The sequence below is a fragment of the Coleofasciculus sp. FACHB-1120 genome, from assembly GCF_014698845.1.
Lineage (GTDB): Bacteria > Cyanobacteriota > Cyanobacteriia > Cyanobacteriales > FACHB-T130 > FACHB-T130.
On record NZ_JACJTV010000004.1, the window covers coordinates 64,391 to 79,982 of the forward strand.

The following is a 15,592-nucleotide window of genomic DNA, read 5'->3' on the forward strand; positions in this document are numbered from 1 at the left end:
CTCAAAAACAAATATTATAACTTGTCGGTAAAAACAGCAATATTTATTCATTTTACATTGACAAATTTAAAGTAGAAAAAGCAGCTATTATCGCCCAATGATAAATCCTAAAACTCAAAAAACAAACGCAATTTCTCGCATTTTTACCAATCAAAACTCAAAAGTTAAAACTTTTTGGATGTATGGGTTACTAGGAGCGATCGCGCTAGTGATGCTTTTTCCCCTACTTTGGCTCATCAGTACCTCCTTAAAATCTCCCACTGAAAATATTTTTCAGTTCCCACCCCAGTTAGTGCCACGAGAGCCAACATTCCAAAACTTCATCACAGTTTGGCAAACCAATCCCTTTGGTCAGTATTTGTTCAACAGTACCCTGGTGGCAGTGCTGACGGTGGGCTTAAATCTGCTGTTCTGCTCGCTTGCCGCTTACCCGCTGGCACGGCTGGATTTCCGAGGACGAGACATGGTTTTTGCGGCTGTCGTCTCCACGATTATGATTCCGTTCCAAATCGTGATGATTCCCCTGTACATCTTGACCGTGCAGCTAGGTTTGAGAAATACCTATTTGGGTGTTATTTTGCCAAGCATCGCCTCTGCCTTCGGGATTTTCCTGCTGCGGCAAGCATTTCAGGGCGTTCCCAAAGAACTGGAAGAAGCCGCTCGGATGGATGGCTGCTCGGAGCTGGGCTTGTGGTGGCACGTCATGCTTCCGGCAATTCGCCCAGCACTGGTGACGCTGGCAATCTTTGTGTTTATCGGTTCTTGGAGTGATTTCCTCTGGCCCTTAATTGTCCTCGACCGACCCGAATATTACACCCTCCCCTTAGGCGTCGCCACCCTTGCCGGGGCATTATCCCTAGATTGGCGACTGGTTGCGGCGGGTTCTGTCATTTCCATTACTCCAGTGCTGCTTGTCTTCCTCTTTTTGCAGCGATATATTGTGCCGACAGATGTAGGTAGCGGCGTCAAAGGTTAATGGCGCTTCAGATCAAGGCGATCGCGCAAAGATTTATCAAACCACCCTATCCAACCAGGGATTTCCCTTAGAAACAGACACAGCGGTGCCACTGTTAGCTTGATTTTCAGTTCCAAGAGTCCTAAATTCAACGCGAAAGCGATCGCGCACGAGAGATTTAAGTGGATTCATCTCGATTTAAGTCATGCAATCGGGTGATGAAAACTCACCCAATCGGGTGAATTTTGGGGGAGCAACCTGGCTGTTTGCGAAATTTCAATGACTCAGCTGGATGTTTCAGAAGTACCGATTTAAATTCTTGCAGCGATTTCCTTCAGGAGCAGTCACTCTCTATGATTCACCACATTTCTCTCCCCGCTGAAAATCCCCTTCACGTCGCCAATGTCTTTGCAGAGATATGGAATGGAAAGGTTGCCCCATTCCCACCAAACCCAGGCAGTTATATCGTTATTGCCGGCGATGAGTACGGGACGATGATTGAGATTTATCCGGTTGGTACCGAAATGATACCTGGTGAAGGTTACGAGCAGGCAGCATTCATTCAAAACGTTTTGTACTCACCGTTTACAGCTACCCATGCTGCCATATCTGTACCGACGAGCCAAGAACAGATTGAGAAAATTGCCACCCGTGAAGGCTGGCGTGTGCTGCGCTGTAACCGGGACTCGTTTTTTGACGTGATCGAGTTGTGGATTGAGAACAAGCTATTGATTGAACTGCTTCCCCCAGAGATTGCTCCTCAATACGTAGCATTTATGCAGCCACAAAACTTGGAGAAGTTGTTCTTTGCCACTGCTACAGCAGCGTGAAACGTCAATTAGGTAGGGTAAGTATTTCCCACCCTGCCTAATCAGACAAAGTTGATTCGCTCGTTAATCTTTTAAATTCTGCTCGGAAGAACAACTGAAGACGTAAGAGGCATAGAAATTAGATTTCTTCCGGATATTTCTACATTGTCTATGTAAAACAAAGATTAGTTAGATGCACCCTGATATTTACCCCTGGACACAAGCCAGGGGTTTTTCTTTTGAAGGGGTTATTTTGACCGATTGATATTTTCCGGAGTTGGGATGTAATTCCTTGAGGCTAGCTAGAACAGATTTCTGATAATCTTTGGGGGAGTTTGAGTGAGCGTTCGTCAATGGTTGTTGTCTAACTGGCGTCGTGTTTTTCTACTCCTCGTGTTGGGAAGTGCCGCGATCGCTCCAGCGACGATCTACTATGTGAGTGCAGTTACCAGAAGCGATCGCTACACCGATCCCGCCCAGGTTCCGGCTCAGCACGTCGCCATTGTTCTTGGTGCAGGCGTATTGCCCGACGGTAGCCCAACGCCGATGCTAGCCGATCGGGTGGAAGCGGCTGTGCAACTTTATCAGATGGGTCGTGTTAAAAAACTCTTGATGACGGGCGATAATAGTCGCACCGACTACGATGAGGTGAGCGTGATGCAACGCTACGCAAGCGATCGCGGTGTACCTGCTGCTGATATTACTCTGGATTATGCGGGTTTCAGCACTTATGAAAGTTGCTATCGCGCACGAGAGATTTTTGGTGTGACGCAGGCGGTTGTCATCACGCAGCAGTTCCACCTGTCACGCGCCGTGTATACTTGCCGTCAATTAGGTGTGAATGCGATCGGCTTGGGTACACCCGATTGGGGACGGTATGGAGATGAGGTAATGAAATCCTATTCGACGCGGGAAGCACTAGCGACTGTAAAAGCCGTTTTGGAGGTTAATCTTATCCGCCCTCAACCAACTTTTTTAGGACAATTTGAGGGAATAAAGTAGGGGTAGGCAAATATTAGTAAAGATAGTAGACTTCTTGCACGGAGTTTTTTATAAAACCCCAGAGGCAAGAAGTCTATTTGTTTTACGATTTGATTGCTGCGACGCGATCGCTTTGCAAGCTAGAGAATAAACTTTCCCAGTCGGGAGAACTTTTACTCTCTTCTGCCTCTTTTACCTCAAAGGTGAGATTACACGCTTTGGGTTGTTCTAGCGAGCGCACGCACAATTCAGCAATATCTTCCCGGCTGACTTTGCCCCGAATATTGTCACCTTGCTCGAAAATTAACGCCTTGCCTCCCGGTTCTTCAGTCAACGCACAAGGTCTAATAATTGTGTAAGGAATTCCACTTTCGCGGATACTCTCTTCTCCGCGCAATTTCCAAGTCAGGATTCCTCCTAGTTGGTCGTTCATTCTCACCGCTGGTGGTTCTTCCTCTAAATTAATGCCAGGACGACCAGGACGAGTCACACCTGCCGAACTGATCATGACAAATTGAGGCATCGCGCCGCCATAAGCTTTGATAGATTCCACCTGCAAAGCAAAGCCGCCTGGTGAAAATTTTGGATTTAGTTCTCCGTCGTATTCAAACTTGCTCAACATCAATTGGAACGAGCAAATTTTGCTGGGATTAATGGGTTCGCCATCTTGCAAAGTTTTGGCACGAAAGACAGGAGTTAAGTCAGCGAAGGGAACGCGAACATCGATCCAGGTATTGGCTATGGTATCAAAGGAATAAGAATACGCAACGCCATCCCATCTGGATTCTGTGCGGATGAAAAATTTGTAGCGTTTTCCATCGCCTCTAACGCGCAATTCCACACCCTCGTATCCTGCCAAATTAATCGGAGTGTCGAAGTTGCGGGTGCGAACGGAAGCAAAACCACCAGAGTTGTCGGTTGACACGTTGCCAGCAAAAAGCGCCGTGCCTTCCACCAGTTGTATCCCACTCTGGCTTACGCCACCCATCACGACATCATCCACCGCGCCCCAAGTATTCTTGATGTCATCTGAAAGGTTGCTAAAATCAAATACTACTTTTTCAGCTCCCCCCTTCGTCTGAGGGCTAAAGTAGTTGGCAGCAACTTGCACTAAGTTCTTGATGCCTTGATAATCCACGATTTCCGGGCTGTCTATGACTTCGGGCATATAAAACTTGATACCCTGATAATACTTCGCCCGATCCGGTGTATCTCCCTCAACTGGCTGCACTCGAACACCAGTGCAACAAATCACAGCACTAACGTTCGACATCATTTCCGGAGTCAACGTTTCTGGGATGGTGATATCTCCCTCAAAGAGTTCTATATTGTCGCCAAGCATTTCCCGCACTTTCTGAGTATTTCTGACAAGGGCACGCACTGGATAACCCCGTTCAACCAGTCGCCCCACGACTCGCTTACCAACACCACCCGTCGCCCCAGCAACCAATATCACTCCCACGCGCTTTTCTCCAGTAGGTTTGTCTTGATTATCCTTGGTGCGACCTTGCAGCAACCGCTGAAGGCAGTTGAAGAAAGGAATCACCTCGAAATAGGTCAGCGTTTGCAAAAATCTGCCGAAATCCCATTTAGATCGGTTATTTTGATTCGTCATTTTCTTGTAAAATTCACGTTTTTAGCTGATTCCCTTTATCTTTGTTTAATAGCCCACTGATTTGAAAACAACTCTCTAATGGAGCAAGATCCTTCAGCCGTCAATGCTGAGACGAATTTACTCATCCTCGATCTTGATGGCACGGTGCGATCGCCACTCTCAAATCACAAGTTTATCCAGCGTCCCGGCGATCAGCAGATTATTCAAGGCGCTGAGGGAGCGATCGCTTACTTCGCCGCGTCCGGCTGGAAAATTGTCGGCGTAACCAACCAAGGGGGTGTCGCCAGTGGTAAAAAATCTCTGCAAAGTTGCATCAAAGAGCAGCAGTATACTTTGGATTTATTACCAGAGATAGAAGAAGTTTATTTCTGTCCCGACTTTGAAGGAAAAAAATGTTTTTGTGTAACCCGCAGCGATGTTGTTAACCATAGCAAGCATCCTGAATCAGGAAAGTTTCGCAAACCGAATCCAGGAATGCTGAATTTAGCGATAGAAAAGCACTTAGCAGACAAAGTTTTAATGGTAGGCGATCGCTCGGATGATAGAAATGCAGCAAAAGCCGCAGGCATCAAATTTCAGCAAGCAGAAAGCTGGAGGCAAACCTATGGCGATACTGACGTTTGAATAAATGGGGATGAGGATGCGATCGCTGAAGTGCTTTCCAGCCCCGCTCCGCTGGGTGAGTTAACCATTACTGTGCCAGAATCAGTTATCGATACTTACGCAACTGTAATTGCAATTGATTTTGCTCCAGCAAATACAGATTCATAAGTTACTATTTCTTTTAGCCCAAAATTGGCTATTTTTTAACGCAAAGAGCGTAAAAGTACGAGCAAAGATACGCAAAGTAAAGATGTAAGCTTAAGGTTTGTTAGCGCCTATGCTTCAGTTTCAACCGCCTGGTTTTGAGCAAAAAGCCATAGAAACCTCGCTGGGTTCGATGGTTTACTACACCGCAGTAGAGGACTCGTGGTTAGGGCAACGACAAGCTGAATTGCCACCGTTAATCTTCCTGCATGGCTTTGGTGGCGGAGCCTCTGCCTACGAGTGGTCGAAAGTGTACCCGGCTTTTGCGACGACTCACCGCATATTCGCCCCAGATTTAATTGGTTGGGGAGAGTCGGCTCATCCAGTCCGAGATTATCAAATTTCAGACTATTTGAAGACGCTGACGGAGTTTATTGAAAAAATTGCGATTTCTAGAGGAGAGCAAAGCTTTACCCCGGTAAAAGTTGTGGCATCTTTGCTGACGGCGGGTTTCACAATCCGTCTGGCTATTGAACGTCCGGAGTTATTCCATTCGCTGTTTTTAGTTTGTCCATCTGGGTTTGCCGATTTTGGGCAAGACGCTGGGCGCAGATTACCGCTTCAAGTAATTGGAACGCCGCTGTTAGACAAGCTAATTTATACGCTTGGGGCGACAAACGAAGTGGCGGTGCGGAGTTTTCTAGAACGGTTCCTATTTACTCAGCCAGAACGATTGTCTGAAGAGATAGTAGAGGCTTATTTGGCGTCAGCGCAGCAGCCGAATGGGGAATACGCGGCGCTGGCGTTTTTGCGGGGCGATCTTTATTTTGACCTCGCCCTGTATATCCAGCAATTGACGGTGCCGACTTTTATTCTGTGGGGTGAGGAGGCACAATTTATCAGTGTAAATCTAGGGAAGCGTTTGGCTGCACTGAATTCCAAAGCAATTCGCGGGTTTCAGCCAATTGTGGGAACGGGAGTGCTGCCTCATTTAGAGCAACCAGAAGTGGTGATTGGACTGCTTCAAGGTTATTTGTCAGCAGCGAATTGCTAATTGTGTTTTTCTCAGTCTGCGAAATAGAACGTAGCTAAGAGAATTGCCTATTAAACGGATGCTTTACATCCTTTTTCTGCGTTAACTGTGAATTTGGGATAAGCAATGCGTTGGTGATTATATTGTTGCCAGACTTGGACGAAAACTTCAGCAATGCGGGATAATTCTTCTCGCGTTAAACCAGACTCAGCTAACTGGCTGTCTTGCCAACGGGCGCGGAGAATTTTGTTAATCATGGAGAGGGCTTGTTCTGGAGTTGCATCTTTAAGCGATCGCAATGCTGCCTCACAGGAATCTGCCAACATCATTACCCCTGTTTCGCGCGACTGGGGAATCGGCCCGTCATAGCGGAAATCTTCCTCCCGCACAATTTTAGTCGGGTCTTTCTCGGCTATCTGCTGCGCTTGGTGATAAAAATAGGCAATCAACATTGTTCCCTGATGTTCTGGGATAAACCCCTGAATTGCTTTGGGCAACCGGCATCGCCGCGCCATCACCATGCCCTCAGTCACGTGTTTTTTGATAATCTCAGCACTCTTCCAGGGGTCGTTAATTTCATCATGCTTGTTAGGACCGCCCATTTGATTTTCAATAAATCCCAATGGATCGTGCATTTTCCCAATATCGTGGTACAAAGTACCGGCTCTCACGAGTTCTACATTACAGCCCAGTTCCCGTGCTGCGGCTTCTGCTAGGGTGGAAACGAACAGCGTATGTTGAAAAGTTCCGGGTGCTTGGGCGGCTAAACGTTTCAACAAGGGACGGTTTGGGTTTGCGAGTTCTGCCAGACGAATTGGTGTCACCAAGTCAAATACGTGTTCTAGATAGGGACTCAGACCTAGTGCCACAATACTCCAGGCTAAACCGGAAAAACCGCATAAGGCAGCTTCTTGGAGTACGGTGTACCAAATTGAACCCGTTGCGGTACTGAGAATCAGATGCACAATCAGGTAGACTGTGCCTTGAGTTAATCCGACGCCAACGCCAAGGAAAGCGAGTTCTTCGCGCGATCGCATTTTCCCCGCCAGTACGCTCATCATGATTCCACCCGCAGCACCCGCCAGCAAATAATCCCAAGCGATAGGCAGGCTAATTGATAACACGCCACTTAGCAGTCCCACCACGGTGACACCTAATGCAGAACCGTGAAAACTGCCGACTAATAAACCAACTGCTGGCAAATTCGTATAGCGAACACCTAAACTCACTAATACGGGGGTACTCAAAGTCAGCAGCAATATCAGCAAGTGATCTCGCTGCCGAATTTGAGGATGAAATCGCCGTTCCACCCGCCAGAACGTAGCTACGGCACCCGTGACCAGAATTCCAAAACCAAGCAATCCAGACCAACTGAGGCTCCGGCGGCTTAATTGAAAATACTCTAACAGGACAAAATCCTCTTGGGAGATGGTTGCACCGCCACGGACAATCACCTCATCCTTCCGAACTGGGATTATTTGCAGTTCTACCGCTTTTGCTGCCTGTTCTGCCAGTTGTTTCGTTTGTTCTTGATCTTCTGTTAAGTTGGGGCGCAGTCCCCAGAGCAACAGTTGGGTTGCCACCGGCTCAGCTTCCGGGGGAACGAGCAAATTCATCTGTACTCGTAACGCTTCCTGCAAGATACTGTCGGGCAAGCCTGGGGGAATGCCTTGAGTGAGCATCCGTTCGGCAACTTGGGGGATGCCGGTTTTTGTTTGCTCCCAAGTTTCATTTGACAAGTCAAGTAGAGAGGCATCGTAGCGCCTTTCTGGATTGCTATCTAAGAAGGCGGCGGCAGCTTTGGCGTATTGTTCGCGGGCTTTGTTGATGGTGTCAATCAGGGCTGAAAATTCTTGGGGGCTTGCAACCTGATAGTAAGCTTGGAGTTCGGCGACCGCAGGTGTTGCGGAACTATTCGATTGACCGTTAGCATTTGGAAATGAACCCGACGGGGATTGATTTACTTGAATGTCGGTGTCAACCGCTGCCAATATGGAGCGCCACTCCCACTCCGCGCACTTGCGGAGGTCAATCTGAGTGGCAGGAGACAATACGGTAGTCGAAACTATTGGAAAAGAACCAGCTCGTTGTCGGAGGTCTTCGGCAATACGAAGCGATCGCTCCAAATCCTCGTAAACTTGTTCAGTTACGTCCTGCTGGATTGTCAAGACGGGTACGGCACCTGTGCGGGCTGCTTTCCGTTTTTCTTCTGTGGTGAGAGTATCTACCACATTAGCGTCAAACGGTGCCCGAATCGTCTGCGGTGCTATCTTGCCTACGGCAAGCTTCGGCGCATTGTAGTAGCGTTCTCCCATCGTTCCGGTAAGGGACACCACTGCCAGCACCCAGACAATCCGGGGACGGTTTCTGCGGTTTTGAAGAGTAGCACTAAGACCTAATCCTAGACCTTGCGCCGGTATAGCGGCAGGCGAATCAAAAAATCGGGATGGTAAAAGACTGCGAAGGGGCTTGTACGTTTGCCGCCATTGAGCAAGCTGGTTTGTCAATGACTGAAGCGTCTTCATGTTTATAGTATGCCTGTCGTTTTAGGCGACAGGAGTAATAGGAGCGAAAAGTAGATTGGCATTGATAAAAGGCACCTTACAGCAATCTTTATCCGTGGCGGCACCCGATTGTTAGCTTCATCCTACCTTACAAAACACTTTCAAAAATGCCTATCCCCCAAGGGGGATTTATCCGATTAGATTTAATTTTCTTTGACCAGCTTAGCTTGCAGGGAGTAGCCATTGCTGGCGTTTAAAAATAAAGATTAACGCGGTTGAATGACACGGGGCGCTGCGATCGCGCTCATTTGCTGGACTTGCTTTGCTGTTGAGGCATCATAAACACCAGACCAGACAGCGAAGAGATTGTCTGCTAGTTGAAACAAGTGGGAATCTGAGGTGATTCCCCACCTAGGTTGATTCCAAGATAGCCGCCATCCCGCAGGAATGCCTACTGTACTGTTGTACGCTCCTGACAAAGCACCTGTGATGGTGCAGGTAATGGGGGCTTGGTAGCCGCTACGGGCAGCGCGGGCGACACTCAGGCGAAAATCTTCTAGAGTACTCAGAAAGCAGTAAAAACTGAGAGCGATGGGGGTACTCTGAGGCTGGGCATTCCGACATAGCTGAGTACGAGCCAATTCTAAGCTCGCATTTTCTTCTAATAAAATTTGGACTTGCTGTAATTGTTGCACCAGAGGCGTCTGAGAATCTGCTAAGAAGGCAAGGGTTTTGGGAATCAGAGTCGCCCGATTGAGTTTTTCTCGAAGGCATTGGGCGATCGCGTATCCCACTGCTAACGCCCCATCTCTTAACTCTGGCTCATCTTGCCAGATGCTGACAACTTGTTCTAAATTTTGCCGCAGTTTGGCTTTATATTCATGGGAGAACAGCACAATTGGCAGCGTAGCAATAATGGCTCCTGGCGTAGGCGCGTTAGCACTGTTGGCGTCTAACTCTAAAAATTTTTCCGTGAGGTGACGCCAATCTGCCAAATCAAACTTACCCTGCTCAATTAAGCTTTCTGTTCCCCAAACCGCCATTTTGCCCCAGCTCGTAGGCTGCTGAGACTGTTTTTTACTCAAAGGGGTGAAATCTAAATCTCCCAATGCAGCCCCCCATAAGGTGCCACGAAACCGATTTAAAAGAGAGTAGCGCATGATTTCTATCGTAGAGGCGATCGCGCCTTAGATGGCGTTCTCTCCACATCTGCCGTGCTAGAGCCTACCATGTCCCCAGTACAATTGCCTCTTTACTCAAGATTTTCCCTTGTAATGACTTCTCCTGTTTGGATATTTTTCAAAAAGGGAATTCCTATTCCAACTTCTATCAAAAAATTATAAGATGAATTGTAATCATCGACGATATAACATCCATTAAAGCTGCGAGTTTTCTTGAGGGAAATATTCCAACTTGGTGGAGATACACTCCAATATTTAGCTTTGTCACTAATTTCGTTTTGTAAATTTGTTCTACTAATTTTATAGGGGGATTCAACAATATCGATTAGCTCATAACTGTATTCATATTTGTCCAAAACTCTTAGAATATCTTCCCAATTTTGAACTTTTATTTTCTTGTCAAAAATTTTTGAATTCAACCAGGAGTCCCCAATTTCAACCAGTTGTTTGGCGATTGATTCTACCCGCAGCTTGTCTTGCTTGAGAAACTCTAAATCTTCTGGAAGTAATACCCTGTTGGGTAGGATAGTCCAAACTTCAAAGGAAGTCTCTGTATCCAGTGAAAAGGTAGATTTTTTTATACCTGGTATATCTTCAAAAACTTGCACAGCACTAATGGGTGCTAAGGAATCTAAATATTTAGATTTCGTAGAGCCTGTTTCAACCTCCGGTAAATCCTTAGGATAATTCTCAGCTAAATGATAATCTGGAGCCTTACATAGCTCTTCTGGAAGATAGGATTTAGTTGAAGTTTGCACTGCGCTTCTCCTCTGTTAGCTGGGGGTTAAAACCCAATCGGGTCATGCAACTGGTGGAAAATGTGAGTTTAAATAGAGTAGCAGAGCGGGTAAGAGCATTCCGTGTTGCAGTTTACTAAAAATAAATAATTTTTAATCAATCATGTTTTTCATCTGTCCAAAGACAGATAAAGGATAAATAACCAACGCCGAGCGATCGCTCATCAAATTTTATAGAGGGAAAACAAGTCAAGCATGGGGAAGAGAAATGCCACAACTGAAATTTAGGGTAAGGTTCCCTATCTCTAGTAATAAGAATTCAGATGCAAAATGCACGAATTATGCTGGGTCTGGTTGTCCTTGAGAATGGATATGAAAACCCTTTTTCATCGTTGTACTTGGCAGCAAGGCTCACAGCGGCTTCAGATTTTTATAGTCATCACTAGCATTTTCTTGATTACCATTCCATCTGGACTTGCCCAGGAGACTACCTCGCCAAAACCTTCACCCGTAAGGATTTCAACAGAAGAACAATATTTTGCTGATGTTGTTGTCAGAGGACGTCCAGTTTTTCAAGTAGGTAGTTTATCGGGAATCACTGCCCAAGAGCGATCGCAAATTATCAATCGACGGATTGCCAGCATATTGTTGCAATCGGAAGCTTTGGGGTCAGTCACCGTTAAACCGGACGATCCACGGAAGATAGCCACCTTACAACTCAATAACCGTGTCTTAATGACCGTTACTCAACAGGACGCCCGCGACTTTGGGGCGTCTGTAGAGGTACTTGGCGAGAAATGGGCGAATCAATTAAATCAAGCTTTCAAAAAACCGCCCCTAGCGATTGATGTCGGACAGCGACTTTATATTCCTGTACGCGATATGGTGCAGGACGCCATCCGCAGCTTGCCCTCAATTTTAGGAGCGTTGGTCGTCGTTGGCATCACCTGGGTAGGCGCTAGAGGCGTGCGTTACATTGCCTTGAAATGGGCGCAGAAAGAGACAGAAGGCGATCGCAGCACTGAAATTCTAATGGGGCGAGTGGGATACGGCGGAGTCTGCGTAATTGGCTCAGTCGTCGCTCTAGGTGTCTTGGGGCTTGACATTGGGGCCTTACTGGGGGCGTTGGGACTCACTAGCGTCGCGATTGGTTTCGCCCTCAAAGAAGTTTTCAGTAACTACATTTCTGGGATGATTTTACTTGCCGCCCGACCTTTTCGGTTAGGCGATCAAGTGACGATCAAGGAATTTGAGGGAACCGTTACCCAAATCCAACTGCGGGCAACTACTCTAAATACCTATGATGGGCGGAAGGTGTACATCCCGAATCAAGAAGTTTTCCTCGCCAGCATTATTAATAACACCGCTTTCAAGCATCGCCGCAGTTCGGTTACGGTTGGCATTGCCTATGGTGCCAATATTTCTACAGCTAAACAAGTGATTACTGATGCGGTTCTTAAAGTCAAAGGCGTGCAGTCAAAACCAGTACCAGAAGTCCTTGTTCGGGAACTGGATTCTGGAAAGGTGAATTTGGAAATCCGCTTTTGGGTGGATTCTCGGCGTCTGGAGTTTTTAGAAACCACTTCTAAAGCAAATGAGGCGATTAAAGAAGCCTTGCACAAAGCAGAGATTGAAATACCTACCGAAATTTATACATTGCTGGTACGCAAATCGCAGACTGAGGTTGATGTCTATCCTAACGACTGGGATTCCCAGAAGCGGCTTCCGAATGGCAAGTAAGCTGTTCTAGATTCCCAGCCTGTTAGGACCATCACTTTTCTACTGTACTTGTGGCACGGATGGGGGTGCAGAACTAATACCGCTTCCCTTACCTCGGTTGTATTTCAAATAAAACCCTGCGACTACTAACAAGATAATCGCGAGGGTACCAATACCGAGGGGACTGGGAAGCCAGAATACCGCCTCAAGATGGTTCACCTCACCGGGTTTGAGCGTCCAAACTAACAGATGTCCTTTCTCCGAGACAACCGGGTTTATAGCATTCTCCGCCTTCTCAACACTCCGCGCGCCCCAAGGGGTTCTCAAGCTAAAGTCCAAATCGAACAGCGAACCGGGACTAACGATAACGTTACCGTTAGTAGAAAGAACGCCGAGCGATCGCAAATCCAAATCGTAGCTTAAGCGATTCCGTATCCAGAACAGGAAATTCCCCTGTCTCAGAGTCAGGTGGGAATTAATATTTGGTAAATCTGTATCTGTCGCCGCCTGAAAACCTTTCTTTGCAGGAGGATTAAAAAACTGGTTAAACTTCTCCTCCAGTTCCGCGCCGGTAGCGAACGGAATTGTCACCACAACTTCCTGGTTTGAGATGCGCTTCGTTTTCCCTTGCAATTGTCGCGCCCGACGCTGAAGGCTATCTAACCATTCCTGTGCCTGATCGCTGCTTAATGCCGTCAGCTGTTCACCCAACTTGATATGCTGGACAATCTCACCACGGTTCGGATTCTCGAACCTCACCCCAGCATCATACTGAACGCAGCCCGACAGCAATACGACCGCTAACAGCATCGCCCAGAGAACCCGCATTTTCGGCAACACTTTACCGAAAGCATCCCTCACACTCCGACTCAAAACAGCTAACTTCACGCCTTTCTCTCCTCCTTACTCCTCTGATTGCCTTTTCTCGTGCCTGAATCTACTCTTGCCTGAAGTCGTTCCTTACCCTTGTCTCGCCGCTACACCCAACTGCTGGAACAACAAACACGGCAAGAAACTACCCCCGCCTACCCATTCCGGCTTATCGCCCAAATCCACCAGATTTTTAAACGCCTCAAAAATACTACCAGCCACCATCGTATTCTTGACTCGACCGACAATCTGACCTTTTTCTACCTTGTAGCCTAAATCCAGATTGACAGAAAACTCTCCAGCCATTTGATTCGACTGTCCAGCACCGAGAACCTGATCCACAATCACCCCCTCATCCATGCTGGCAATTAAATCCGCTGTCGATGTCTTCCCAGGCGCAAAGCAGAGATTTACCAACTCCGGGTTAGGACGAGACAAACCACCCCGAAAGCCGTTTCCTGTAGACTCACAGCCAGCCCTGGCTGCCCAGCGCCGATCCCAGTAGAATTCTTTGACTGTGCCATTGTCGATAAACACTTTGCGACGGGTAGGCGTCCCTTCATCGTCAAAAGCACAGGCAGATGGTCCGATGCTGGGGTCTTCAAATAAATTTAAGCGTTCGTCAAATAGGGTTTCGCCCAGTTTCCCGACGAGAGGAGAGGCTTTTTGGACGACACTTTGACCGGAGAGAACTGTCTTAAATAAGCGTCCGATGGCACTAGCGGCGGCTCTAGGATTAAAGAGAACGGGGAAAGATCCGCTCTTGATGGTCGCTGGCTGCTCTGCTAGAGCGTATTTTCGTAACAAATCTTCCAGGAGACGGTTAAAATCTGGGACGCCTTCACGGGCAATATCAGAGCTATAAACCTGAAGAAAATCTTCACCCCGTACCAAATTCCCCGAAAGGCTGGCACTGACAACCTGGCTGGTGCGCGAGGCGTAGACATCCTCACTGGTTGCAATCTTTACGTTATTTGCCCGGACGTGAAATCCCACATCTACCAGAATATCGGGGTTATAGTCGTGGATTTGGGAAATTAAGCGATCGCCCACTTCCACTAATTCCTGAGTTGTTGGTGGCGTATATGTTTTTTCGGGTTCCGTCACCTGTACAGCCGCAGCAAATTCAAACTCAGCTTTGTCGCCAATTTCTGAAGTTTGTACGGCAGCATCCACCAAATCTTCCAACCGCGTCAAGTCACTAGAACTGGCAAAACCCAGCCTCCCCTCATGTCGCACCCGCAGCGCAACTCCTTGCAGCGCTTTGGTTTGCAGGGATTTTAAGCGATTATTTTCAAACTCAACTGGTGTGTCTTGGCTTGATAGATAGTAAACCTCAGCGGAGTCGGTTCGTCCCTTCGCCAATTTCAGAATCTGCTCCAGCGTCCCATCAGTCACCATCTCAGGTTCTCCCGCTTCAACCATCCTCATCTTAAAGCTACCAGAGGAACTCGTTGCACTACCGCTGTAAATGCTGTAAATACAGATAGGAATTTTACCGACTGCTGCTAATTGTTCTACGACTTTTGATTAGAGAGAAATCTCCTCAAAAACTTAAACAGAAGCTGGATTTGCGATTAGATGAATTTTATCAACTCAGGAAAGCCCACCCAGTCACGCCATATTAGGCATGAAAAAAAGGCTTGCAAGAAGCCAAACAAGAACCCAATCACCGATAAAATTAGGCGTTCAAAAACTAAACCAAGCCAATCCGCCGAGTGTCAAACCAATAGCAATCAAGGCAACCCAAATAAACAAATTGTCCTTGGTATTTACTTGGCTGAGATCGATAGGTTCCGGTTCTGGACGCTTTTGAGGAGTTTTCGTAGCACCCTTAAGATTGCTCCCCCGGCGAAATTCCGCTTCGCTGTCAGCGAGAGTTGTGAGATCGGGAATCTCAGTCAGCCATTCTGGACGCCTGCTGAGTTGTGGGGCTTCCATAATGTAGAGTAAGCGACGGCTTTGCTTGCTAGTTTGTGGATCGGGATGATGTCGCAGCTGTTTGCACAGAGCGATCGCTTCTGTAGTTTGTCCTGCTGCTTCATAAGCCGTCACTAGCCAAATCTGGATTTCTCCTCCCAATTGGGAGTTCCGCGTCACCAAGCTACTCGCCTTCTCTAAATGCTGCACTGACTGGCGGTAACTTCCTCGCTCAAATGCCGCTGTGCCAGCCTGGTACTCGGTTTTAATAATGTCCTGGGTTTCTGAATTCACTGTGCCAATCGAATTTAAAGAGAACTTTTTTCCGGTTTGTACGTCATCATCGATAGCCCCTTTAAATTTTAGCGAAGCAGATTATCCTGTAATCAAGACGGCTAAAATAAATTGCCTTTGCCAGGGTTTTCGAGAGCATCCCAGAACAGACAGAAGTTGCCAGCCGCCAGATCGGAATCTTTGGCGTCCGGAAGAGGTGGTTTCGGTTTCGTTGTTTTAACATCACC

14 protein-coding genes are annotated in these 15,592 nt (G+C 47.3%); 6 read left to right on the forward strand and 8 right to left on the reverse strand.

Annotated features, from left to right (window positions below):
* Window positions 1–97: 97 nt before the first annotated feature.
* Window positions 98–976 (forward strand): carbohydrate ABC transporter permease, encoded by an 879-nt coding sequence (locus tag H6H02_RS05850; protein WP_190815562.1) that lies wholly within the window; start codon window positions 98–100, stop codon window positions 974–976.
* Window positions 977–1,012: 36 nt separating this feature from the next.
* Here H6H02_RS05850 and H6H02_RS27535 read toward each other — a convergent pair whose 3' ends face one another.
* Window positions 1,013–1,147, reverse strand: coding sequence for a hypothetical protein (locus H6H02_RS27535; RefSeq protein WP_277922522.1), 135 nt, complete (start codon window positions 1,145–1,147; stop codon window positions 1,013–1,015).
* A gap of 161 nt (window positions 1,148–1,308) precedes the next feature.
* Here H6H02_RS27535 and H6H02_RS05855 point away from each other — a divergent pair, with 161 nt between their 5' ends.
* Both H6H02_RS05855 and H6H02_RS05860 read left to right on the forward strand, forming a co-directional pair.
* Entirely contained in the window at window positions 1,309–1,785 is a 477-nt protein-coding gene (locus tag H6H02_RS05855) for a hypothetical protein (protein WP_190815564.1), read from the forward strand.
* Between the two features lie 318 nt (window positions 1,786–2,103).
* A complete protein-coding gene (locus H6H02_RS05860) occupies window positions 2,104–2,766 on the forward strand; it encodes an ElyC/SanA/YdcF family protein (protein WP_347342569.1) in 663 nt (220 codons plus the stop codon).
* A gap of 82 nt (window positions 2,767–2,848) precedes the next feature.
* Here H6H02_RS05860 and H6H02_RS05865 read toward each other — a convergent pair whose 3' ends face one another.
* The gene (locus H6H02_RS05865) at window positions 2,849–4,360 is read right to left on the reverse strand and encodes a CIA30 family protein (RefSeq protein WP_190815566.1); all 1,512 of its coding nucleotides are present in this window, start codon (window positions 4,358–4,360) and stop codon (window positions 2,849–2,851) included.
* A gap of 78 nt (window positions 4,361–4,438) precedes the next feature.
* On the opposite strand from H6H02_RS05865, the gene H6H02_RS05870 reads away from it, so the two are divergent.
* Window positions 4,439–4,984 carry an HAD-IIIA family hydrolase gene (locus H6H02_RS05870; RefSeq protein WP_190815567.1) on the forward strand — a complete coding sequence of 182 codons (546 nt, stop codon included), beginning with the start codon at window positions 4,439–4,441 and terminating at the stop codon, window positions 4,982–4,984.
* A 256-nt stretch (window positions 4,985–5,240) separates the two neighbouring features.
* Window positions 5,241–6,161, forward strand: a complete 921-nt coding sequence (locus H6H02_RS05875) for an alpha/beta hydrolase (RefSeq protein ID WP_190815568.1) — start codon at window positions 5,241–5,243, stop codon at window positions 6,159–6,161.
* A gap of 50 nt (window positions 6,162–6,211) precedes the next feature.
* On the opposite strand, the gene H6H02_RS05880 is transcribed toward H6H02_RS05875, so the two are convergent.
* The 3 genes from H6H02_RS05880 to H6H02_RS05890 all read right to left on the reverse strand — a co-directional run bounded on the left by H6H02_RS05880 (window position 6,212) and on the right by H6H02_RS05890 (window position 10,583).
* Window positions 6,212–8,665, reverse strand: a complete 2,454-nt coding sequence (locus H6H02_RS05880) for an HD family phosphohydrolase (RefSeq protein ID WP_190815569.1) — start codon at window positions 8,663–8,665, stop codon at window positions 6,212–6,214.
* 245 nt (window positions 8,666–8,910) lie between these two features.
* Window positions 8,911–9,804, reverse strand: coding sequence for an ADP-ribosylglycohydrolase family protein (locus H6H02_RS05885; RefSeq protein WP_190815570.1), 894 nt, complete (start codon window positions 9,802–9,804; stop codon window positions 8,911–8,913).
* 92 nt (window positions 9,805–9,896) lie between these two features.
* Window positions 9,897–10,583: a hypothetical protein gene (locus tag H6H02_RS05890; protein ID WP_190815572.1), complete on the reverse strand. Its 687-nt coding sequence runs from the start codon at window positions 10,581–10,583 to the stop codon at window positions 9,897–9,899.
* Between the two features lie 351 nt (window positions 10,584–10,934).
* On the opposite strand from H6H02_RS05890, the gene H6H02_RS05895 reads away from it, so the two are divergent.
* Window positions 10,935–12,302, forward strand: coding sequence for a mechanosensitive ion channel family protein (locus H6H02_RS05895; protein ID WP_190815573.1), 1,368 nt, complete (start codon window positions 10,935–10,937; stop codon window positions 12,300–12,302).
* A gap of 39 nt (window positions 12,303–12,341) precedes the next feature.
* Here the strand turns inward: H6H02_RS05895 and H6H02_RS05900 are convergent, their stop codons facing one another.
* From H6H02_RS05900 to H6H02_RS05910, 3 genes are all read right to left on the reverse strand, one after another.
* A complete protein-coding gene (locus H6H02_RS05900; protein ID WP_347342570.1) occupies window positions 12,342–13,169 on the reverse strand; it encodes a DUF3153 domain-containing protein in 828 nt (275 codons plus the stop codon).
* A 72-nt stretch (window positions 13,170–13,241) separates the two neighbouring features.
* Window positions 13,242–14,549: a metallopeptidase TldD-related protein gene (locus tag H6H02_RS05905; RefSeq protein ID WP_190815975.1), complete on the reverse strand. Its 1,308-nt coding sequence runs from the start codon at window positions 14,547–14,549 to the stop codon at window positions 13,242–13,244.
* Window positions 14,550–14,840: 291 nt separating this feature from the next.
* A complete protein-coding gene (locus H6H02_RS05910; RefSeq protein ID WP_190815575.1) occupies window positions 14,841–15,365 on the reverse strand; it encodes a hypothetical protein in 525 nt (174 codons plus the stop codon).
* Between the last annotated feature and the right edge of the window lie 227 nt (window positions 15,366–15,592).

What these genes read in the sequence shown, in the direction of transcription:
- H6H02_RS05870 (WP_190815567.1), top strand. Translation starts at nt 4,439, where the DNA reads ATGGAGCAAGATCCTTCAGCCGTCAATGCTGAGACGAATTTACTCATC.
- H6H02_RS05895 (WP_190815573.1), top strand. Translation starts at nt 10,935, where the DNA reads ATGAAAACCCTTTTTCATCGTTGTACTTGGCAGCAAGGCTCACAGCGG.
- H6H02_RS05865 (WP_190815566.1), bottom strand. Translation starts at nt 4,360, where the DNA reads ATGACGAATCAAAATAACCGATCTAAATGGGATTTCGGCAGATTTTTG.
- H6H02_RS05880 (WP_190815569.1), bottom strand. Translation starts at nt 8,665, where the DNA reads ATGAAGACGCTTCAGTCATTGACAAACCAGCTTGCTCAATGGCGGCAA.
- H6H02_RS05850 (WP_190815562.1), top strand. Translation starts at nt 98, where the DNA reads ATGATAAATCCTAAAACTCAAAAAACAAACGCAATTTCTCGCATTTTT.
- H6H02_RS05885 (WP_190815570.1), bottom strand. Translation starts at nt 9,804, where the DNA reads ATGCGCTACTCTCTTTTAAATCGGTTTCGTGGCACCTTATGGGGGGCT.
- H6H02_RS05875 (WP_190815568.1), top strand. Translation starts at nt 5,241, where the DNA reads ATGCTTCAGTTTCAACCGCCTGGTTTTGAGCAAAAAGCCATAGAAACC.
- H6H02_RS27535 (WP_277922522.1), bottom strand. Translation starts at nt 1,147, where the DNA reads ATGAATCCACTTAAATCTCTCGTGCGCGATCGCTTTCGCGTTGAATTT.
- H6H02_RS05855 (WP_190815564.1), top strand. Translation starts at nt 1,309, where the DNA reads ATGATTCACCACATTTCTCTCCCCGCTGAAAATCCCCTTCACGTCGCC.